This window comes from Pseudomonas sp. NBB (genome assembly GCF_032701105.1).
GTDB classification, from domain to species: Bacteria; Pseudomonadota; Gammaproteobacteria; order Pseudomonadales; family Pseudomonadaceae; genus Aquipseudomonas; species Aquipseudomonas asiatica.
On record NZ_CP103994.1, the window covers coordinates 5738337 to 5758150 of the forward strand.

General features: G+C 63.9%; 20 protein-coding genes and 1 other RNA gene. 9 read left to right on the forward strand and 12 right to left on the reverse strand.

Going from position 1 to position 19814, the window contains the following annotated elements:
• Window positions 1-94: 94 nt before the first annotated feature.
• Genes NY023_RS26415 through NY023_RS26435 form a run of 5 tightly spaced genes read right to left on the reverse strand, consistent with a single transcriptional unit; the run spans window position 95 to window position 4910 of the window.
• Entirely contained in the window at window positions 95-1312 is a 1218-nt protein-coding gene (locus NY023_RS26415) for a 2-octaprenyl-3-methyl-6-methoxy-1,4-benzoquinol hydroxylase (RefSeq protein WP_169775117.1), read from the reverse strand.
• Between the two features lie 9 nt (window positions 1313-1321).
• Window positions 1322-1807 carry a DUF4442 domain-containing protein gene (locus tag NY023_RS26420; RefSeq protein WP_013974720.1) on the reverse strand — a complete coding sequence of 162 codons (486 nt, stop codon included), beginning with the start codon at window positions 1805-1807 and terminating at the stop codon, window positions 1322-1324.
• Entirely contained in the window at window positions 1804-3003 is a 1200-nt protein-coding gene (gene ubiH / locus NY023_RS26425) for a 2-octaprenyl-6-methoxyphenyl hydroxylase (RefSeq protein WP_013974721.1), read from the reverse strand. Before ubiH ends, NY023_RS26420 begins: the two co-directional genes overlap by 4 nt.
• Window positions 3000-4334 (reverse strand): Xaa-Pro aminopeptidase, encoded by a 1335-nt coding sequence (pepP, locus tag NY023_RS26430; protein ID WP_013974722.1) that lies wholly within the window; start codon window positions 4332-4334, stop codon window positions 3000-3002. Before pepP ends, ubiH begins: the two co-directional genes overlap by 4 nt.
• Window positions 4335-4355: 21 nt before the next feature.
• Complete coding sequence (locus tag NY023_RS26435) at window positions 4356-4910, reverse strand: YecA family protein (RefSeq protein WP_013974723.1); 555 nt, start codon at window positions 4908-4910, stop codon at window positions 4356-4358.
• A gap of 181 nt (window positions 4911-5091) precedes the next feature.
• Here NY023_RS26435 and NY023_RS26440 point away from each other — a divergent pair, with 181 nt between their 5' ends.
• The 4 genes from NY023_RS26440 to NY023_RS26455 all read left to right on the forward strand — a co-directional run bounded on the left by NY023_RS26440 (window position 5092) and on the right by NY023_RS26455 (window position 6476).
• Window positions 5092-5274, forward strand: a complete 183-nt coding sequence (locus NY023_RS26440) for a TIGR02449 family protein (protein ID WP_029886233.1) — start codon at window positions 5092-5094, stop codon at window positions 5272-5274.
• Window positions 5271-5591 (forward strand): cell division protein ZapA, encoded by a 321-nt coding sequence (locus NY023_RS26445; RefSeq protein WP_003259368.1) that lies wholly within the window; start codon window positions 5271-5273, stop codon window positions 5589-5591. The genes NY023_RS26440 and NY023_RS26445 overlap by 4 nt, the downstream gene beginning before the upstream one ends.
• Before the next feature lie 17 nt (window positions 5592-5608).
• Window positions 5609-5788: non-coding RNA, 6S RNA (gene ssrS / locus NY023_RS26450), on the forward strand.
• Between the two features lie 79 nt (window positions 5789-5867).
• The gene (locus NY023_RS26455) at window positions 5868-6476 is read left to right on the forward strand and encodes a 5-formyltetrahydrofolate cyclo-ligase (protein WP_003259369.1); all 609 of its coding nucleotides are present in this window, start codon (window positions 5868-5870) and stop codon (window positions 6474-6476) included.
• 18 nt (window positions 6477-6494) lie between these two features.
• On the opposite strand, the gene NY023_RS26460 is transcribed toward NY023_RS26455, so the two are convergent.
• Complete coding sequence (locus NY023_RS26460; RefSeq protein ID WP_013974724.1) at window positions 6495-6647, reverse strand: hypothetical protein; 153 nt, start codon at window positions 6645-6647, stop codon at window positions 6495-6497.
• A 178-nt stretch (window positions 6648-6825) separates the two neighbouring features.
• On the opposite strand from NY023_RS26460, the gene NY023_RS26465 reads away from it, so the two are divergent.
• The 4 genes from NY023_RS26465 to NY023_RS26480 all read left to right on the forward strand — a co-directional run bounded on the left by NY023_RS26465 (window position 6826) and on the right by NY023_RS26480 (window position 12313).
• Window positions 6826-7275 carry an EVE domain-containing protein gene (locus NY023_RS26465; RefSeq protein ID WP_013974725.1) on the forward strand — a complete coding sequence of 150 codons (450 nt, stop codon included), beginning with the start codon at window positions 6826-6828 and terminating at the stop codon, window positions 7273-7275.
• 247 nt (window positions 7276-7522) lie between these two features.
• Window positions 7523-8482 (forward strand): HlyD family secretion protein, encoded by a 960-nt coding sequence (locus tag NY023_RS26470; RefSeq protein ID WP_013974726.1) that lies wholly within the window; start codon window positions 7523-7525, stop codon window positions 8480-8482.
• On the forward strand, window positions 8479-11199 hold the full coding sequence (rbbA, locus tag NY023_RS26475) for a ribosome-associated ATPase/putative transporter RbbA (RefSeq protein ID WP_013974727.1): 2721 nt from the start codon (window positions 8479-8481) through the stop codon (window positions 11197-11199). Before NY023_RS26470 ends, rbbA begins: the two co-directional genes overlap by 4 nt.
• 1 nt (window position 11200) lies before the next feature.
• Window positions 11201-12313 carry an ABC transporter permease gene (locus tag NY023_RS26480; RefSeq protein WP_013974728.1) on the forward strand — a complete coding sequence of 371 codons (1113 nt, stop codon included), beginning with the start codon at window positions 11201-11203 and terminating at the stop codon, window positions 12311-12313.
• 181 nt (window positions 12314-12494) lie between these two features.
• Here NY023_RS26480 and NY023_RS26485 read toward each other — a convergent pair whose 3' ends face one another.
• Complete coding sequence (locus NY023_RS26485; protein ID WP_003259380.1) at window positions 12495-12899, reverse strand: flagellar basal body-associated protein FliL; 405 nt, start codon at window positions 12897-12899, stop codon at window positions 12495-12497.
• Between the two features lie 169 nt (window positions 12900-13068).
• Here NY023_RS26485 and NY023_RS26490 point away from each other — a divergent pair, with 169 nt between their 5' ends.
• Complete coding sequence (locus NY023_RS26490; RefSeq protein ID WP_013974730.1) at window positions 13069-14046, forward strand: NADPH:quinone oxidoreductase family protein; 978 nt, start codon at window positions 13069-13071, stop codon at window positions 14044-14046.
• A 114-nt stretch (window positions 14047-14160) separates the two neighbouring features.
• Here NY023_RS26490 and NY023_RS26495 read toward each other — a convergent pair whose 3' ends face one another.
• The 5 genes from NY023_RS26495 to trxA all read right to left on the reverse strand — a co-directional run bounded on the left by NY023_RS26495 (window position 14161) and on the right by trxA (window position 19611).
• Entirely contained in the window at window positions 14161-14811 is a 651-nt protein-coding gene (locus NY023_RS26495; protein WP_044047173.1) for a gamma-glutamylcyclotransferase, read from the reverse strand.
• Between the two features lie 246 nt (window positions 14812-15057).
• Window positions 15058-16026: a CDP-6-deoxy-delta-3,4-glucoseen reductase gene (locus NY023_RS26500; RefSeq protein ID WP_013974732.1), complete on the reverse strand. Its 969-nt coding sequence runs from the start codon at window positions 16024-16026 to the stop codon at window positions 15058-15060.
• Window positions 16026-17492, reverse strand: coding sequence for a 4-hydroxy-3-polyprenylbenzoate decarboxylase (gene ubiD / locus NY023_RS26505; RefSeq protein WP_013974733.1), 1467 nt, complete (start codon window positions 17490-17492; stop codon window positions 16026-16028). The genes NY023_RS26500 and ubiD overlap by 1 nt, the downstream gene beginning before the upstream one ends.
• A gap of 201 nt (window positions 17493-17693) precedes the next feature.
• The gene (gene rho, locus NY023_RS26510; protein WP_003253661.1) at window positions 17694-18953 is read right to left on the reverse strand and encodes a transcription termination factor Rho; all 1260 of its coding nucleotides are present in this window, start codon (window positions 18951-18953) and stop codon (window positions 17694-17696) included.
• A 328-nt stretch (window positions 18954-19281) separates the two neighbouring features.
• Entirely contained in the window at window positions 19282-19611 is a 330-nt protein-coding gene (gene trxA / locus NY023_RS26515) for a thioredoxin TrxA (protein WP_003253660.1), read from the reverse strand.
• Between the last annotated feature and the right edge of the window lie 203 nt (window positions 19612-19814).

A 19814-nucleotide genomic window follows, 5' to 3' on the forward strand; every position in this document is an offset into this window, starting at 1 on the left:
GAGAGGCGCAAATGGTAGTGAATCCCATTTTCCGACTCATCTACATAGGCGTTACTGGATGTTGCAGAGGGGCTGCTGCGCAGCCCCTACAATCTCAAGCCTTGGCGAGATCCGGCAGATCACCGCTCAAACCCAGCGCCTGTCGCACAAATATCGCCTTGGCCTCCGGCATCTGCTCCACCAGCTTCAACCCGCTGTTACGCAACCAGCGCAACGGCAACGGGTTGGCCTGGAACAACCGCTCGAACCCTTCCATCGCCGCCATCAGCGCCAGGTTGTGCGGCATGCGCCGCCGCTCGTAACGGCTTAGCACCTTCACATCCGCCAGCCGCTCGCCACGCTCGCAGGCGTTGACCAGCACCTCGGCCAGCACTGCAGCATCGAGGAAGCCCAGGTTGACGCCCTGCCCGGCCAGCGGATGAATGGTGTGCGCGGCATCGCCGATCAATGCCAGGCCTTCATCCACATAGCGCTTGGCGTGGCGCTGGCGCAGCGGCACGCACACCCGAGGGTCGGCTTGCAGTACATCACCCAGGCGCCCCTCGAAAGCCCGCTCAAGGGCCTTCAGGAACGCAGCTTCATCCAGCGCCATCAACTGCTCGGCATGCTCCGGCGTGGTCGACCACACGATCGAGCACCAGTCCTGCTGGCCGTCGCGGGTCAGCGGCAGGAACGCCAATGGTCCTTCGTCGGTAAAGCGCTGCCAGGCCGTGGCCTGGTGCCCGGCGCTGCAACGCACGCTGGTGACAATGGCGTGGTGCAGGTAATCCCACTCGCGGGTTGCGCAGCCGGCCAGGCGCCGCACTGCCGAGTTGGCACCGTCGGCCGCGATCACCAGCGGCGCACGCAGCTGGCGGCCATCGGCGAGGGTCAGCAGCCACTCGTCGCCGGAGCGTCGCAGCTGTTCGAGCCGCGCATTGGGCAGCAGGCCGATATCGCTGTCATGCAGGCGCTCCAGCAGCCCATCCTGCACCACCCGGTTCTCGACGATGTGACCGAGCACTTGAGCATGCACGCTGGCAGCCGAGAAGTGAATCTGCCCGGTGCCGCTGCCATCCCATACATGCATGTCCGAGTATGGCGTGGCACGCCGGCGGGCGATGCCATCCCAAGCGCCAAGGCGCTCGAGGATGCGCTGGCTGGCTGCCGACAGCGCGCTGACACGCGGCTCGAACGGGGCCTGGGCATCGAACGGCTTGACCGTCAGCGGGCCGCCGTCGAGCAAGAGGATTTGCAAGCCACTGTGGCGCAACGCCAGGGCCAGTGCGCTGCCGACCATACCGGCACCGACAATCAACAGATCTGCGCGCATTTCCATGCCTTACGCCAGCCTCGCTTGCGGCTTGAGCCGCACATATAGGGTTTTATCGACCCGCGCCACCAGCTCGCCGGCGCCGTCGCGGATATCGACCTGCAAACGCGGCAGGCACTTCTTGCCGGTGGCAGTCTGCTGGCGGATTTCGTCCAGCAGCGCGTCATCGACGTGGAGTTCGGCATACACCGGGCCTTTGCCCGGCGAAATGAAATCGATGCTGGCGGCCTTGTCCCAGACGATGTAGTCACGCCCCAGCTGCTCGATCAACAGCAGCATGTAGAACGGGTCGACCATGCCGTACAGGCTGCCGCCGCACTGGGTGCCGACGTAGTTGCGGTTCCAGCGGGTCAGCTTCATCGCCACCTTGACGCTGCGCAGGTCCGGGCTGATGTGCTGTACGCGGATACCAGCGCCGAGGTGCGGCGGGAACAGGTTCAGCCGCCAGCGCAACAGGCACGCCCGGCGCGCCAGCCTGCGCGTGTTGTCACTCATGCCTGACCTCGCGGATCGGGGCGGGTGCCCAGGCCCATGGCCTGGCGGGCGAACCAGCTTTTGGCCGGTGGCAGCAGGTCGAGCCCGAGCAGGCCAAGGTTGCGGCCGGCGGCCAGCAATGGCTGGCTGCTGCCGAACAGACGGGTGACCTGGTCGGAAAAGCCGATGGTCATGGCCTGGTCCACGCGCTGGCGCTGGTGGTAGGCCTGCAATGTTGTCAGGTCGCCAGGCTGCTGCGGGCCGGCCAGCAGCGCCTCGGCAAGCGCCTGCACGTCACGCAGCGACAGATTGAAGCCTTGGCCGGCAATAGGGTGCAGGCTGTGCGCGGCGTTACCCAGCACCACCAGATGCGGCCGCACCTGCTCCTGGGCCTCGATCAGCGACAGTGGGTAGAGGTGCCGCGCGCCGACCTGGCGCAAGGCGCCCAGGCGATAGCCGAACACGCCCTGCAGTTCACGCAGGAAATTGCGCTCGTCGATGTCGGCCAGACGCCGCGCGTCCATGCCCTGGCGGGTCCAGACCAGCGCGCAGCGGTTATCCGGCAGCGGCAGCAGGGCCATGGGGCCTTCTTCGGTGAAACGTTCGAAGGCCTGGCCGCCGTGGGCCTCGCCCGGGGTTATGTTGGCGATCAGCGCGCTCTGTTGGTAGGGCGTGTGGCGCACGTGGATACCCAGTTGTTCGCGCAGGCCGGAACGGCCACCGTCGGCCAGTACAGACAGGTCGCACTCCAACTGGGTGTCATCGTTCAGCTGCAGGCGGTAACCACCTTCGATGGCCTGCATCGCAGTCACTTCCGCCGGGCAGCGCCAGCTCACCACCTCGCTGTCCAGCCCTTGCCAAAGGCACTGGCCCAGCCAGGCGTTTTCCACCACGTAGCCAAGCGCCGGCACACCCTCTTCCCGGGCATCCAGGCGGGTGGCACCGAAACGGCCGCGGTCGGACACGTGAATCTGCAAGATCGGTTCGGCGCGATGGCCGATGGCCTGCCACAGGCCCAGCTGCTGGTAGATCTGCTGGGTACCGAACGACAGTGCCGACGAACGCGCGTCGTAGCTGGGCTGGAAGCTGTCACCGGGGGCGAACGGCTCGATCAGCAGGATCTTCCAACCTCTCGCCTTGGCCCCCGCCTGCAGGGCCAGGGCCAGGCTCGCGCCCACCAGGCCGCCACCGATGATCGCCAGGTTTACCCGATTCATGCCGCGTCCTTGCGGGCGGCCTGCATCAGCGCCTCGATCTCGGCGACCGTGCGCGGCACGCCCGAAGTCAGGATTTCACAGCCTTGCCTGGTCACTACCACGTCGTCCTCGATCCTTACACCAATGCCGCGCCATTTCTTGGCCACGGCCTGATTGTCGGCGCCTATGTAGATGCCCGGCTCGACGGTCAGCGCCATGCCGGGTTCGAGCACCCGCCACTCGCCGCCCACCTTGTACTCGCCCACATCGTGCACATCCATGCCCAGCCAGTGCCCGGCGCGGTGCATGTAGAAGGCACGATAGGCCTCGCTGTCGATCAGCGCCTGTACCTCGCCCGTCAGCAGGCCCAGTTCCACCAGGCCCTCGGTAATGACCCGCACGGTCGCCTCATGGGCGTGGTTCCAGTGCTTGCCAGGGGCGATTTCGGCAAACGCCGCTGCCTGGGCCTTGAGCACCAGCTCGTAGATGGCCCTCTGCTCGGGCGAAAAACGCCCGCTGACCGGGAAGGTACGGGTGATGTCGCTGGCGTAGCAGTCGATCTCGCAGCCGGCATCGATCAACACCAGGTCACCATCCTTGAGCGGGGCGTCGTTCTGCTGATAGTGCAGGATGCAGCCATTGCGCCCGGCCGCGACGATCGAGCCGTAGGCCGGCATCTTCGCCCCGCCCTTGCGGAATTCGTAGTCCAGCTCGGCTTCCAGGCTGTATTCGTGCAACCCGGCCCGGCAGGCCTGCATGGCTCGCACGTGGGCCCGCGCCGAGATGTCTGCGGCAGCGCGCATCACCTTCACTTCCGCTGCCGATTTATACAGACGCATGTCGTGCAGCAGATGATCCAGCGCAACGAACTCGTTCGGCGGCTGGGCACCCAGGCGGGCCTTGGAGCGGATCACGTTGATCCAGTCCATCAGCCGGCGGTCGAACTCGGGGTTGCTGCCCATGGCGCTGTATACCCGCTCACGGCCTTCGATCAGGCCCGGCAGGATCTCGTCGATGTCGGTGATGGGGAAGGCATCGTCTGCGCCAAAATCGCACACCGCACCTTCCTGACCGGCCCGCAGACCATCCCACAGCTCGCGCTCGGGGTTGCGTTCACGGCAGAACAGCACGTATTCGCCATGCTCGCGACCGGGAATCAGCGCAATCACCGCTTCCGGCTCGGGGAAACCACTGAGGTACTGGAAGTCGCTGTCCTGGCGGTAAACGTGCTCGACGTCGCGGTTACGGATGGCAACCGCGGCGGCGGGCAGGATGGCTATGCTGTTGGGGACCATCTGCGCCATCAGCGCCTTGCGCCGACGGGCATACTCGGCCTTGGGAATGTGGCTCATGGGCAGACTACCCCTGGTTGATCAGTGCAGCGATGGCTTGGGTGCAGGGGCGGCCGGCTTGGCCAGCTCGGAGAACAGCAGCAACGGCGCCACACGCAGGTATTCCATGACTTCCATGTAATCGCTCTCGCCATCCTCGGACTCCTCGAGGGCTTCCTGGACCTGGGAAATGGCCACCAGGTCCTGCAGCACTTCCTTGGCCTCGTCGGACAAGTCCTTGCCACCGGCATTCAGGCCGAAACCGGTGATGAAGCCCTGGCACCACTGGCCCAGCGCGGTGGCGCGATCGCTCAGGGCGGCGTCGTCGGAAGGCAGCAGCAGGACGATCGCCATTTCGTCGCTGGTCAGTTCGCCCTTGACCATTTCCTGCAGGCCGACCAGGGCGTTGCGTACGGTGTCACCGGGCTCGGTTTCCAGCAGCTGGGCGGCATCGGCCAGCCAGCCGTCGGCGTCGAAGCCGGCACCGGCGCAGCTGCGGCCGATCAGCAGGCCGTGCAGTTCGGCCGGGGTTACAGGATGGCCATTGCTGGACAGCAGCATGGCGAAGGCGATGTAGGGCGATTGGGTATTGGGCATGGGCAGCTAGGCGCCAGACGGCGCAATGACTAGAATGGAGACCTTGTATCCTAGCACCGGCAGGCGCGCCAAGACCATCGGCACTGGCCGTCGCCGCCCAGGGAGAGGCATCATCGCCAGGTGACTCAACGACGGAGCGAATCGAGTGCAACCCACGCAAGAGAACGACCTGCAGGCACTGATGAGCCGATTCGAGTTGCTGATCGAACGTGTCGAGCAACTAAAACGGCAAAATGCACTCCTAGTAGCTCAGGAAAAGTCCTGGCGCGAAGAGCGCGCCCACCTCATCGAAAAGAACGAGATCGCCAAGCGCAAGGTCGAGTCGATGATTTTACGCCTCAAGGCTCTGGAGCAAGACTCATGAGTTCAAGCAATAGCGTCACCGTGCAGATCCTCGACAAGGAATATTCGATCATCTGCCCGCCGGAAGAGCGCAACAACCTGGTCAGTGCCGCGCGCTACCTGGACGGCAAGATGCGCGAAATCCGCAGCAGCGGCAAGGTGATCGGCGCCGACCGCATCGCGGTCATGGCAGCGTTGAACATCACCCACGAAATGCTGCACCGCCAGGAAGACCGCAACGATGCCCCGGCAGGCGGCACCACCCGCGAACAGGTGCGCGACCTGCTGGAACGGGTCGACCAGGCACTGTCCGACGACGCGGATACCAAAATCGGCTGAGATTGGTATACTGGCGCCACTCCCTGGGGGATGCGCCAGTCGGTTATGTCCCTGAGCCGATACGCACAACCACGGGGGTTGCACGCTGGGGCCGGTGTGCATGTCCGCCCGACGGAAAGCCTTAACGCCCCCTGCAATCTCCACCTTGAACTTTCGGGTTCAAGGGCTACACCGATAGCGGTCTTATCGGGGAGCCTGAATTCTCTTGCCCGCCCCTTCCGGCGGGCAATTCGTATTGGCCGACCACGTCGGCCAGCACCTGGGATCGCCCGTGCCATGACCGACACCGCGCAGCTCACCCGCCCCCAGCTCCGTCGCTTGCTCCGCAATGCCCGCCGCGCCCTTACCCCTGCTCAGCAACGCCAGGCCGCCCTTGGCCTTTACCGCCAGCTGGCGCAGCACCCGCTGTTCCGACGCGCCCGGCACATTGCCCTGTACTTGCCCAACGATGGCGAAATCGACCCTTACCTGCTGCTGCGCGAGGCCCAGCGCCGCGGCAAGCGCACCTACCTGCCGGTGCTGCACGCCTGGCCACGCACGCGCATGGTGTTCCAGCGCTTCGAGCAAGGCGAGAAGCTCAAGCCCAACCGCTTTCGCATTCCCGAGCCGGTCACCGAGCGCAAGCGCCAGCGCCCGATATGGTCGCTGGACCTGATCCTGCTACCGTTGGTCGGTTTCGACGAAGTGGGCGGTCGCCTGGGAATGGGCGGTGGTTTCTATGATCGCAGCCTGGCCTACCAGGCACGTCGCCAGACCTGGAAAAAACCATTGCTGTTGGGGCTGGCACATGAATGCCAGAAGGTCGAGCGGCTGGCTCAGGCCAGTTGGGACGTACCGCTACAGGGGACGGTCTCGGACCGTGGCTGGTACCTGGCGCCGCGTTGAGCGGCGCCGGCGGGGGCATCAACGTTGCGGCTGGCTGGCGTCGACCGGCATCTGATAGGCGTTGTCCAGCTTGCGCTCCCAGATCCCTTGCGCATAACCGGTAGTGACCACACCCAGGCCAAAAATGAACACCAGGATCCACAGCAGATCCGGCTTGTTACGTTGATTCATCGAAGATTGCCCCCCAGGCAAACTGTTCAGGCTCGGCAATTTTCTGGGTATTGCCGGAGCATCGCGCTTTAAACGGGGCGCATTTTCCGACAACCTGCGTCTGCACGCAAACCTTGACGCCAACCGGCTGTCGGTTTCGTCCAACAGGTTATTTCAAACCTTTTCAGGAGCAGTTCCCATGGCCTACTGGCTGATGAAATCCGAGCCCGACGAGCTCTCCATCGAAGCCCTCAGCCGGCTCAGCGAAGCGCGCTGGGACGGCGTGCGCAACTATCAGGCACGCAATTTCCTGCGGGCCATGAACGTTGGCGACGAGTTCTTCTTCTACCACTCCAGCTGTCCGCAGCCGGGCATCGCCGGCATTGCCAGGATCACCCGCGCAGCCTACCCGGACCCAACCGCGCTGGACCCGCAAAGCCCCTACTACGATGCCAAGGCCACGGCCGACAAGAACCCTTGGAGCGCGGTCGATGTTGCCCATGTGCAAACCCTGCCACGGGTGCTGGAGCTGGGCTGGCTGAAACAGCAGACAGGCCTGGCCGAACTGCCGCTGGTGCAGAAGGGCAGCCGCCTGTCGGTGATGCCGGTGACGCCAGAGCAATGGGCGGTGATTGTCGCTTTGCGTTGAAACGGCGGCTAAGGTCAGTCTTTGCACAGTTACTCGGTACTGTGGGAGCGGCCTTGCGTCGCGAAAGGGCTGCGAAGCAGCCCCATAGATTTGTGCAGGGGCGCGAAAATCCTGGGGCCGCGTTGCGGCCCTTTCGCGACACAAGGCCGCTCCCACAGGCACCGCATAAGGACTTTGACCGGCATCAACACATCGCCAATGGCCGCAGGCCATGATGCAGTGTGCATGACCGCAAGGATGCAGACCGATGAACCGATACGCCCCCAGGATCTTCGCCACCGCGCTGATCGCCCTACTCGCAGCAGCCGGTGGGCTGGGGTACTGGAAGTCGATCCACGACCAGTTGCCCGAAGGCCTGAGCATGGGCAACGGCCGCCTGGAAGCCACCGAAGTGCAGATCGCCAGCAAAATCCCTGGCCGCCTGGCCGAGGTGCTGGTCGACGAAGGTGACAAGGTGTCTCGCGGCCAACTGCTGGCACGCATCGACACCCGTACCATGGAAGCCCAGCGCAGCCAGGCCGAAGCCGAAGTGCTGCGCGCCCGGGAAAACTACGCCGCTGCCCAGGCCAGCGTGCAGCTGCGCCAAAGTGAACTGCTGCTGGCCAGCCAGGAGCTCAAGCGCGTGCGTGAGATCTTCCAGCGCAAATACGCTAGCCAGCAATTGCTCGACCAACAGCAGGCGCGCTTCGACACAGCCAACGCGGCCGTGGTCGCCGCCCGCGCCCAACTGGCGGCGATCAAGGCCGCCATCGGCGCCGCCGAGGCCCAGGTAGCGCAGCTCACCAGCGAAATCGACGACAGCAGTCTGCGCGCACCGATCAACGGCATCATCCAGCTGCGCCTGGCCGAGCCCGGTGAAGTGCTGGGTGCCGGCGGCCGCGTGCTGATGTTGATCGACCCCAGCGACCAGTACATGAACCTTTACCTGCCCGCTTCCACCAGCGGCCGGCTGACCGTCGGCGACCAGGCACGGATCGTGCTCGACGCCCTGCCCGAGCGGGCGCTGCCGGCGAAGGTGGCCTTTGTCGCGGCCAAGGCCCAGTTCACCCCCAAGCAGGTGGAAACCCGCGACGAGCGGCAGAAGCTGGTGTTTCGGGTCAAGCTGCGCCTGACCGACCCGGGCGCCGTGCCGCAGGCCAAGCCGGGCATGCCAGGCGCCGGCTATGTACGCACGGCTGAGGTGGACTGGCCGGCCAACCTGCAATGAACGCCCCGGCACTGCTGGCCGAGGGTATCAGCCATCGCTACGGCGACCTGGTGGCCCTGCATCCCCTCGGGTTCAGCCTGCCGGCGGGCACCCGCTGCGCGCTGATCGGCCCTGACGGGGCTGGCAAATCGACCCTGCTGGGGCTGATCGCCGGCGTCAAGCGCCTGCAACAGGGCGAACTGCAGGTGCTGGGTGGCTCGATCCGCCAGCGGCGCCATCGCGCGGCGCTGTACCCGAAAGTGGCGTTCATGCCGCAGGGGCTGGGCAACAACCTGTATCCGGAGCTGTCGATCAGCGAGAACATCCGCTTTTTCGCCACCCTGTTCGGCCTCGGCCGTCGCGAATGCGAACAGCGCATGGCCAACCTGCTACAGGCCACCGACCTGCAGCGCTTTGCCGAGCGCCCGGCGGGCAAACTGTCGGGCGGCATGAAGCAGAAGCTTGGCCTGTGCTGCGCGCTGATCCACGAGCCGGACCTGCTGATCCTCGACGAGCCGACCACCGGCGTCGACCCGCTGTCACGGCGGCGCTTCTGGGAGCTGGTCGAAAAAGTGCGTGCACAGCGCCCGCAACTGACCCTGCTGGTGGCCACCGCCTACATGGAGGAGGCCGAACAGTTCGAGCATTGCCTGATGCTCGATGGCGGCCGCCTGCTGGCCGCCGGCCCCAGCCATGAGCTGGCCGCGGTCACCCCCAGCGGCAAGCTGGACGACGCCTTCACCCACTACCAGGGCGCGGGCAAGGCACAACACCCTCCGCTCATCATCCCGCCGCGCCCGGCCGCTGACAGCCCGGTCGCCATCGAGGCCCACGACCTGACCCTGCGCTTTGGCGATTTCACTGCCGTGAACAAGGTCAGCTTCGCCATTGGCCGCGGGGAGATTTTCGGCTTCCTGGGCTCCAACGGCTGCGGCAAGACCACCACCATGAAAGTGCTCACCGGCCTGATGCCGGCCAGCGAAGGCAGCGCCAGCCTGCTCGGCCGCCCGGTGGATGCCAGTGACCTGGCCACGCGCAAACGGGTCGGTTTCATGTCGCAGAGTTTTTCGTTGTATGGCGAGCTGAGCACCCGGCAGAACCTCACTCTGCATGCACGCCTTTTCGACCTGCCCAAGGCCGAGAGCGCCCAGCGCATCGACGAGCTGATCGAGCGCTTCGACCTGGTTGCTATCGCCGACCAGCCATCCGGCGCCCTGCCCCTCGGCCTGCGTCAGCGCCTGTCACTGGCGGTAGCGGTGCTGCACCGCCCGGAAGTGCTGATCCTCGACGAACCCACCTCCGGCGTCGACCCGGCTGCCCGTGACGACTTCTGGCGCCTGCTGGTGGAGCTTTCACGCGGGCAGGGCGTGACCATTTTCCTTTCTACCCACTTCATGAACGAAGCCCAGCGCTGCGACCGTATCTCGCTGATGCATGCAGGCCGGGTACTGGCCTGCGACACGCCGGATGCCCTGCAACGCCACTACCAGGGCAACACTCTGGAAGACGCGTTCGTGCGCTGCCTGGAACAGGCTCAGGAACTGGCGCCGCAAGCCACCGACAACACCGTGCTGGAGCAGACCGCCACGCCTGCGCCGACGCTGCGCCAGGGCTTCAGCCTTAGTCGCCTGCTGGCGGTGGCCAGCCGTGAGGGCAAGGAGCTGCTGCGTGACAAGGTGCGCCTGGCCTTCGCCCTGCTGGGGGCGATGTTCATGATGGTGATCTTCGGCTATGGCATTTCACTGGATGTGGAAAACCTCGCCTTCGCCGTACACGACCAGGACCAGAGCCCGCAAAGCCGGGCCTACCTCGAAGCCTTCCGTGGTTCACGCTATTTCGCCGAACAGGCGCCCATCCGCGACACCCGCGAAATGCACCAGCGCCTGCAGCGCTCGGAAATCAAACTGGCACTGGAAATTCCACCCGGCTTCGGCCGCGACCTCTACGCCGGGCGTCAACCGGTGGTGGCCGCCTGGCTCGATGGCGGCATGCCGTTCCGCGCCGAAACCAGCCGCAATTACGTGGAAGCCGTGCACCAGGCCAACCTCGAGCAACTGGCCAAAGCCAGCCCACAGCCGCAGCCGCGCCAGGACCTGGTGCGCCTGGAAACCCGTTTTCGCTACAACCAGGATGTGGTCAGCGTGAACGCCATCGGCCCTGGGGTAATGGCGCTGATCCTGGCCTTCATCCCGGCCATGCTCACCGCGCTGGGTATCGTCCGCGAGAAAGAGCTCGGCTCCATCACCAACTTCTACGCCACACCCCTCACCCGCCTGGAGTTCCTCCTCGGCAAGCAGATGCCCTACCTGGCCGTGAGCCTGGTCAACCTGGCACTGCTGGTGGCGATGAACCGCTGGCTGTTCGCCGTGCCGCTAAAGGGCAGCGTGCTCGCCCTGGCCTGTGGCGGCGTCGCCTACCTGCTGGCTACCACCAGCCTGGGCCTGCTGATCTCGGCCTTCACCCGCACCCAGATCGCCGCCATCCTGGGCACCATGATCATCACCAGCCTGCCGACCATCCAGTTCTCCGGGCTGATCGTGCCACGCTCGTCGCTGGACGGCGCGGCGGCGGTGATGGGCCAACTGTTCCCGGCGGGCTACTTCCTCGATATCGCGGTCGGCACATTCACCAAAGCGCTGGGACTGCGCGAGCTGTGGCCGCAGTGCCTGATCCTGCTCAGCTTCTTTGCCGTGTTCACCGGCCTGAGCCTGGCCATGCTGAAGAAGCAGGAGGCCTGATATGTCACGCCTGAACCACACTCTGCGTCTTGGCCTGAAAGAGCTGACCAGCCTGCGCCATGACAGCGTGCTACTGCTGTTCCTGCTGTATGCCTTCAGCGTGGCCATTTACATGCCGGCAGCCGGCTCGGTGATCGGCGTGCACAACGCCAGCGTCGCGATGGTGGACGAAGACCACAGCCTGCTATCGCGCAAGCTTGGTGAAGCCCTGCAACCACCCGAGTTCCAGCCCGCCGTGCCACTGCCCCCACAGCGTCTGGACCAGGCCATGGACAGCGGCCAGTACACCTTCGTGATCAACGTGCCGGTGAACTTCCAGAGCGACCTGCTGGCCGGGCGCTCGCCGGAACTGCAGATCTATGTCGACGCCACGGCCATGAGCCAGGCGTTCATGGGTGCCGGCTACATCGGCCGCATCTTCGAACGCGAGTTGCTCGACTACAGCCAGCGCAGCAACACACAGAGCCCGGTGGTAATAAACGCCAAGGCTCTGTTCAACCCCAACCTAGAGGGCGGCTGGTTCCTTGCGGTGATCCAGATCGTCAACAACATCACCATCCTGGCGATCATCCTCACCGGCACCGCGTTGCTGCGCGAGCGCGAGCACGGCACCCTCGACCACCTGCTGGTGCTACCGCTGACCGCGCTGGAAATCATGCTGGCGAAGATTGCCAGCAACGCGCTGGTAGTTGTGATCTGTACCTGGATTTCGCTGGTGGTGGTGGTCAAGGGCGCGCTTGGCGTGCCGCTGTCCGGTTCGATGGGCCTGTTTCTGGCCGTGACGGCGCTCTACCTGTTCGCCAGTACCGCACTGGGCATCTTCCTCGCCACCCTGGCGCGCTCGACGCCACAATTCGGCCTGCTGGCGATCCCGGTAATCATCCCGATGCTGTTGCTGTCCGGCGGCAGCACACCGCTGGACAGCATGCCGCAGTGGCTGCAGTGGGTGATGCAGGGGTCGCCGTCGACACATTTCGTAAGCCTTGGCGCCGCAATTCTGTTTCGTGATGCCGGTTGGACGGTGGTGTGGCCGGACATCCTGGCACTGGCCGTGATCGGACTGGTGTTCTTCGGCGTGGCGCTGGCGCGGTTTCGCCGAAGCCTGGCGTCCTGATCCGCGCATACCCGGCTCAAAATCTGAAAGATTGCGCGATTCCTGTGGGAGCGGGTTTACCCGCGAACACCGGCGCAGCCGGTGCCATGCACCGCGTTGGATTCTTCGCGGCTAAAGCCGCTCCCACAGGGATCGCGCCACAGTGCGGATTGCGCTGTTCCTGAGAGAGCCGGCTTGCCGGTCACTGCACGATCAGGTTGTTGAACAACAAGTCTTCAACGATCGGTTTGCCCTCTTCGGCTTCCATCACCTGCTGCACCTGTTTCAGCGCTTCCTGGCGAAGATGCTCCTTGGCCTCGACATTGCTCATGCTGTCCACCGACTGTTGGGTGAACAGCGCCACCAGCTGGTTGCGGATCAGCGGCTCGTGGTGCTTCACCGCCTTGGCGGCTTCGTCGCCGGTCACGCGCAGGGCCACGTCGGCCTTGTACACGCGCAGCCGCGGGCTACCGTCGAGGGCGTAGTTGCCCACAAAGGGCGGGCTCAGGCTGATGTAGGCGACTTTCGGCGCCCCTTCCTTGGCTTCCTCGCCCATGGCCGCAGCCGGCAGCAGCAGCGCCAGCACCATCAAGATCCACGCTTTCAAGAATTCGCTCCTCAATACAGTTGGTGCCAGCTTACCCAGCATGCCGCTCAAACCCAAGCCCGTGCTTGTGCCGCCGCTTATGCCTGCACATCAGGGCGCCCCATGCTCGTTGACCGGGCAGGCGGCCCTCCTACACTTATCGGCCACGACCCGCAAAGGAATAGCCCCGATGAAAGCTGTGTTGTGCAAAACCCTAGGCCCGGCGCGCGACCTGGTGTTGGAAGAGGTAGCCAGCCCGGTGCCGAAGAAAAACGAGATCCTGCTGGATGTGCAGGCCGCAGGGGTCAACTTCCCCGACACCCTGATCATTGAAGGCAAGTACCAGTTCCAGCCACCGTTGCCGTTCTCCCCCGGCGGCGAGGCAGCGGGCGTGGTGGCCGCAGTCGGGGAAAAGGCCGGCGCGTTCAAGGTCGGTGACCGGGTCATGGCGCTGACCGGCTGGGGTGCATTCGCCGAGCAGGTGGCGGTACCGTTCTACAATGTGTTGCCGATCCCGGCGAGCATGGACTTCACCACTGCCGCGGCATTCGGCATGACCTACGGCACCTCCATGCACGCCCTGCGCCAGCGCGGCCAGTTGCAGGCGGGCGAGACCCTGTTGGTGCTGGGTGCGTCCGGCGGGGTCGGCCTGGCGGCGGTGGAGATCGGCAAGGCCATGGGCGCGCGGGTGATCGCGGCCGCCAGCAGTGCGGAAAAACTGGCCGTGGCCAAGGCAGCCGGCGCGGATGAACTGATCGACTACAGCCAGGCCAGCCTGCGTGACGAGATCAAGCGCCTGACCGGTGGCCAGGGTGTAGACGTGATCTACGACCCGGTGGGTGGCGAGTTGTTCGAGCAGGCCGTGCGCGGGCTGGCCTGGAATGGCAGGTTGCTGGTGGTGGGCTTTGCCAGCGGGGCCATTCCGCAACTGGCGGCCAACCTGGTGTTGCTCAAGGGCGCGGCGGTGCTCGGGGTATTCTGGGGTGCGTTTGCCCAGCGTCAGCCGGAGGACAATGCGGCCAACTTCCGGCAGCTGTTTGCATGGCACGCCGAAGGCAAGTTGAAACCGCTGGTGTCGCAGACTTATCCACTGGCTGAGGCAGGGGCTGCCATTGAAAAGTTGGGGCAGCGTCAGGCTGTGGGTAAGTTGGTGGTGCTGGCCAGGTAAGACAGTTCCGGCCTTTTCGCGGGTGAACCCGCTCCCACAAGGACCGCACCGCCCTCAAGGAATGTGCAGTACCTGTGGGAGCGGGTTCACCCGCGAAAAGACCGGCACAGGTGATCAAACCTCCCGCAGGTTATGGCAGCGCCTGAAACGCGCCTCCAGGTTGCGATCGGGCATCTGGTGGCTGCGCAGGGCATTCAGGGTCTGCTCGACATAATCACGCGTGGTGCCATAGCGCCCCTTGGCACTGGCCAGGATCTGGCTTAGCAGGGTGTCCGGCAGGTTCCCGGCATAGCACGGCAAATGCCGCTCCAGCACGAAGCCCAGGGCCTGCACCTTGCTGCCATCATCCAACCGGCAGCTGAGCCAGTGCGGCCGGTACGCCGGGTACGGCATCTCGCGCTGCCACAAGGCCATCAGCGAATCGTCCAGGCTGCTGTCATCCAGCCGGTAGGCAAAACCGCTGCAGGAGCCACCACGGTCCAGGCCGAACACCAGGCCAGGGGTTTCCGGGGTGCCACGGTGCTCATGCGACCACAGGTACAAGCCACGGTGGTAACCATGTACCCGCGCGCGTTGGCGTTCCACCGAGTTGCACTCCGGCCGCCAGATCAACGAACCATAGGCGAACAGCCACACCGGCCCACCCTGATGGCGAGACATGGTTGTCTTCATGGAGTTGAACAACTGTTCGCGAGTATGTTGCTGACCGAAGTCGAGTGTCGGTGGATATGAAACTTCCCAGGACATACTTTCAAGTGCCGACATAAGCTGCCGCCATTATCCCTGTGAACTACGGATGTAGCGAGATTCGATTAAGATGCGACCCCAAGCCTCTGTACCAGGGGCGCTTGCAGTAACCATAGGACAGAAGTGCAGAAATACTCAAGCCCTCCCGCCAGAGTTTCATCCTCGCTCCCGACGACTGGAAAGTACTGTTTCAGCAACTGTGAAAGTTATTAGCCAAGGCGGTAACAATTACCGCCTTATACCAATACTTTCAAACTCCAGTTATTAGCCGCGCGGTGCGTAGGCAAACACATCGGCACGCATGCGATGCGCATCCATGCCGGCTTCGACCAAGGCGTCGAGCGTGGCATAGATCATGTTCGGCGAGCCGCTGGCATATACATGCACGCTGTTGAGATCGGCGATGTCTTCGCAGACCGCCTCATGCAGCATGCCGCAACGGCCTTCCCAACCGCACAGGTCGCTGACCACCTGGTGCAGGAACAGGTTGGGCAGGCGCTGCCATTCGTCCCAGTGCTCGATCTGGTAGAAGTCCTCGGGCCGACGCACGCCCCAGTACAGGTGCACCGGGTGCTTGAAACCCTGTGCCCGGCAATGCTCGACCAGGCTGTGCATCTGACCCATGCCGGTGCCAGCAGCGATCAGCACCAGCGGCCCATCGGGCAACTCGGCCAGGTGGGTGTCACCGAACGGCATTTCAATGCGCGCCAGGCCGTCGCGCTTGAGCTGCTCGATGAGTTGCAGCGCACTGGGCTCGCGCGCCAGCACATGCAGCTCCAGCTCGCGCCCGGCATGGGGTGCGGAAGCCAGCGAAAACGCCGCCTGCTTGCCGCCTTCGCGCTCGATCATCAGGTACTGCCCCGCGTGATAGCGCGGCGGCCTGCCAGCCGGCGCGCGCAACCGCACGCGCCAGACGTCGCCACCGACCTCGACGCACTCACTGACACTGCACGCCAGTTTGCGCACCGGCAGCTCGCCAAGGGCGAGCACACCATCCCAGAGCAACACGCAGTCCTCCAGCGGTTCGGCAATGCAGGTGAACAGCTCGCCATGGTCGCGGACTTCACCGTCCTGGCGTACCCGGCCTTCGACCAACAACGCGGCGCAGACATGGCAATTGCCATTGCGGCAGCTGTTCGGGCAGTCATAGCCCAGCCGCCGCGCTCCATCCAGGATCCGTTCCCCGGGTTCGAGCGCCAGCACCGCCCCGGACGGCTGCAACGTTACCTGCATCAATCTATTCCCAACTGATCCCACAGCTCATCGATACGGCGGGTGACGGCTTCGTCCTTGACGATGACCCGTCCCCATTCGCGTGTAGTCTCGCCCGGCCACTTGTGCGTGGCATCCAGGCCCATCTTCGACCCCAGCCCGGATACCGGTGACGCGAAGTCCAGGTAGTCGATCGGGGTGTTGTCGATCATCACCGTATCACGCTTGGGGTCCATGCGTGTGGTGATGGCCCAGATCACGTCATTCCAGTCACGGGCATTGATATCGTCATCGGTGACAATAACGAACTTGGTGTACATGAACTGTCGCAGGAACGACCACACACCCAGCATCACGCGCTTGGCGTGGCCCGGGTACTGCTTCTTCATGGTCACCACCGCCATGCGATACGAGCAGCCTTCCGGTGGCAGATAGAAATCGACGATTTCCGGGAACTGCTTCTGCAGGATCGGCACAAACACTTCGTTCAGCGCCACGCCGAGGATCGCCGGCTCATCTGGCGGGCGGCCGGTGTAGGTGCTGTGGTAGATCGGTTTCTGCCGATGGGTGATGCGCTCGACGGTAAACACCGGGAAGCTGTCCACTTCGTTGTAGTAGCCGGTGTGGTCGCCATACGGGCCTTCCGGGGCCATTTCGCCCGGGTGGATCACGCCTTCCAGGATGATTTCGGCGGTGGCCGGTACCTGCAGGTTGCTGCCCCGGCACTTGACCAGTTCGGTGCGGTTGCCACGCAACAGGCCGGCAAAGGCATACTCGGAGAGGGTGTCCGGCACCGGGGTCACGGCGCCGAGGATGGTGGCCGGGTCGGCGCCCAGGGCCACGGCGACCGGGAACGGCTGGCCAGGGTTCTTCTCACACCATTCGCGGTAGTCCAGGGCGCCGCCACGGTGGCTGAGCCAGCGCATGATGACCTTGTTGCGGCCGATAACCTGCTGGCGGTAGATGCCCAGGTTCTGACGGTCCTTGTTCGGGCCGCGGGTGACGGTAAGGCCCCAAGTGATCAGCGGTGCCACGTCGCCCGGCCAGCAGTGCTGGATTGGCAGAGCGCCGAGGTCGACGTCATCGCCCTCGATGACCACTTCCTGACACACCGCGTCCTTGACCACTTTCGGCGCCATCGACACGACTTTCTTGAAGATCGGAAGCTTGGACCAGGCATCCTTCAGACCCTTCGGCGGCTCGGGCTCCTTGAGGAAGGCCAGCAGCTTGCCGATTTCCCGCAGTTCATCGACCGACTCGGCACCCATGCCCATGGCCACACGTTCCGGGGTGCCGAACAGGTTGCCCAGCACCGGGATGTCGAAGCCAGTGGGCTTTTCGAACAGCAATGCAGGGCCCTTGGCACGCAAGGTGCGGTCGCAGACCTCGGTCATTTCCAGGACGGGGGAGATCGGAACCTGGATGCGCTTGAGCTCGCCGCGCTGTTCCAGGCCACGGATGAAGTCGCGCAAGTCGCGATACTGCATGCAGAAGCCTCATGTTGGCCGTATCGGTCGGGGGTGCAGAGTGTAGCGCCGTTCAGTGCTTAATAGCCAAAAATGACTTGGGGCCGCTTCGCGCCCCATCGCGACACAAGGCCGCTCCTACAGGGAATGCGTAATCCTGTAGGAGCGGCCTTGTGTCGCGATGGGGCGCGAAGCGGCCCCATAAATTCCGGCCTGAAACGCTTACTTGCGCTTCATCGACAGGAAGAACTCGTCGTTGGTCTTGGTCTGCTTGAGCTTGTCGACCAGGAACTCGATGGCGGCGATTTCGTCCATCGGGTGCAGCAACTTGCGCAGGATCCACATGCGCTGCAGCTCGTCGTCGGCAGTCAGCAGCTCTTCGCGGCGGGTACCGGAGCGGTTGATGTTGATGGCCGGGAACACGCGCTTCTCGGCGATGCGGCGGTCCAGAGGCAGCTCCATGTTGCCGGTGCCCTTGAACTCTTCGTAGATCACTTCGTCCATCTTCGAGCCGGTTTCGACCAGCGCGGTAGCGATGATGGTCAGCGAACCGCCTTCCTCGATGTTACGCGCGGCGCCGAAGAAGCGCTTCGGCTTCTCCAGGGCGTGGGCGTCGACACCACCGGTCAGTACCTTGCCGGAGCTCGGGATCACGGTGTTGTAGGCACGCGCCAGACGGGTGATCGAGTCCAGCAGGATGACCACGTCCTTCTTGTGCTCGACCAGGCGCTTGGCCTTCTCGATTACCATTTCGGCAACCTGCACGTGGCGGGTTGGCGGCTCGTCGAAGGTGGAGGCAACCACTTCGCCGCGCACGGTGCGCTGCATTTCGGTCACTTCTTCCGGGCGCTCGTCGATCAGCAGGACGATCAAGTGGCACTCGGGGTTGTTACGGGTGATGTTGGCCGCGATGTTCTGCAGCATGATCGTCTTGCCCGCTTTCGGCGGAGCAACGATCAGGCCACGCTGGCCTTTGCCGATCGGGGCGCACAGGTCGATGACGCGGCCGGTCAGGTCTTCGGTGGAGCCGTTACCGGCTTCCATCTTCAGGCGCTTGTTCGGGAACAGCGGCGTCAGGTTTTCGAACAGGATCTTGTTCTTCGCGTTTTCCGGGCGGTCGAAGTTGATGGTGTCGACCTTCAGCAAGGCGAAGTAACGCTCCCCTTCCTTCGGCGGGCGGATCTTGCCGACGATGGTGTCGCCGGTACGCAGGTTGAAGCGGCGGATCTGGCTGGGCGAGACGTAGATATCGTCAGGGCCGGCCAGGTAGGACGCATCAGCCGAACGCAGGAAACCGAAACCATCCTGGAGAATCTCCAGCACGCCGTCACCCGAGATCTCTTCGCCGCTTTTCGCGTGCTTCTTCAGCAGGGCGAAAATCACGTCCTGTTTGCGCGAACGGGCCATGTTTTCGATGCCCATCTGTTCGGCCATTTCCAAAAGATCGGTAATCGGCTTTTGCTTGAGTTCAGTCAGGTTCATAAGGGGAATGACGTAATCATGTAAGAAGGGAGAATTAAGCTTCTGGCTTAATGAGGCCGCGCCGCTAGATGGCGACAAGATCGCGTACTGATTCGAATTAGGGATGCTTCGGCGACGGCGTGTAGAGGGCACTGGAGAAGCAGTGCGAGGCCGAATGTAACACTTGCTTTTTTCGACGTCTAGTGGTTTTGACCGGGTAAATCGTGCCATGTGGGAGCGGGTTTACCCGCGAAGGCGGCAGCGGGTTCGGCATCGAATTCGCGGGTAAACCCGCTCCCACAGGCCCTTCGGGCAAAGAAAAGCCCCGCATCTGCGGGGCTTTTTCACATCACAGGTGGGCGTCGAGGAACGCGGCCAGCTGCGATTTGGACAGGGCGCCGACCTTGGTGGCTTCGACGTTGCCGTTCTTGAACAGCATCAGCGTCGGGATACCACGCACGCCGTGCTTGGCCGGGGTTTCCTGGTTCTCGTCGATGTTCAGCTTGGCGACGGTCAGTTTGCCCTCGTAGGTGGAGGCGATGTCGTCCAGTACCGGAGCGATCATCTTGCATGGACCGCACCATTCAGCCCAGTAGTCGACCAGTACGGCGCCTTCGGCCTTAAGGACATCGGCTTCGAAGGAGGCGTCGGTGACATGTTTGATCAGATCGCTGCTCATGGATATCTCCAGGGTCGTAAGCAAAAAAACGTGGCCCATGATAGCCGTACCCACGCCCGACAGGAAGCCACGGACGATTGAGTGTAACTATAGTTGTGCAAGACGCCACGAATCGAAACTGTCATACAAACGTCATAGCATCGAATGGCACATTGCCTTGCATCAAGGCCAGCTCAATGGCTGTGTACCACGCGTTGGCGACA